The sequence below is a fragment of the Clostridium sp. CAG:43 genome (assembly GCF_000434655.1).
Lineage (GTDB): Bacteria > Bacillota > Clostridia > Lachnospirales > Lachnospiraceae > Otoolea > Otoolea fessa.
This window is the reverse complement of record NZ_FR895052.1, coordinates 1-603: the sequence shown is the minus strand read 5'-3', so window position 1 is coordinate 603 and position 603 is coordinate 1. Positions and strand designations below refer to the sequence as shown.

The 603-nt window shown below is 47.1% G+C and carries 1 protein-coding gene; it reads left to right on the top strand.

Annotation, left to right across the window (positions count from 1 at the left end):
* The first annotated feature begins 78 nt into the window (after nucleotides 1-78).
* Nucleotides 79-555 (top strand): GHKL domain-containing protein, encoded by a 477-nt coding sequence (locus QVO97_RS04325; protein ID WP_022359165.1) that lies wholly within the window; start codon nucleotides 79-81, stop codon nucleotides 553-555.
* Nucleotides 556-603 lie beyond the last annotated feature (48 nt).

Genomic DNA, 603 nt, shown 5'->3' with positions numbered 1-603 from the left:
TGATATTAGGATCAAAAGGTTCGAAACATGCGTAAGCAGCCTTTTTCCAGACAATCAGAAGAAAAGAGGGATTTTGTTTTGAAAATCGCGATTGTAGATGATTTGTCCAGTGTATGGGTGCAATACCTCGCGCTCCCTTGCTTTGGCGTTTTATTTAAGCTGATAGTAGACGCCGAGAGCGGAATGATTTTATTTCTATATTTATTTATCATCGATTATCTGTTGGTCGTGCGTGCCGCCGCTTTCTGCATCTGTCAGGCGCTCTTCGGCTACAACTTTTTCTCCTGTCAGACCGGGTGTTCCGGCTCTGAAAACACGCCGCCTTTCATCCGCCTCTCCGCGGTGCAGACGGGTACCTCCACCCTGTCCATCACCACGGACAACACCAGCGCATTCAGCCCTACCTGGATGAATGAAAAACTGGTATCGACCAAACCTGCGGGAAGCGGCATCGGAACCGAATCGATCCGCATGATCGCCGAACAGTACCACGGCGATGCACGGTTTGAATGGCGGGACCGCGTATTTTATGCTTCGGTATTACTGAACCCATAATGATACAAAAAACAGATATCCTCTTTTTATATAATGATGATTAGTAAC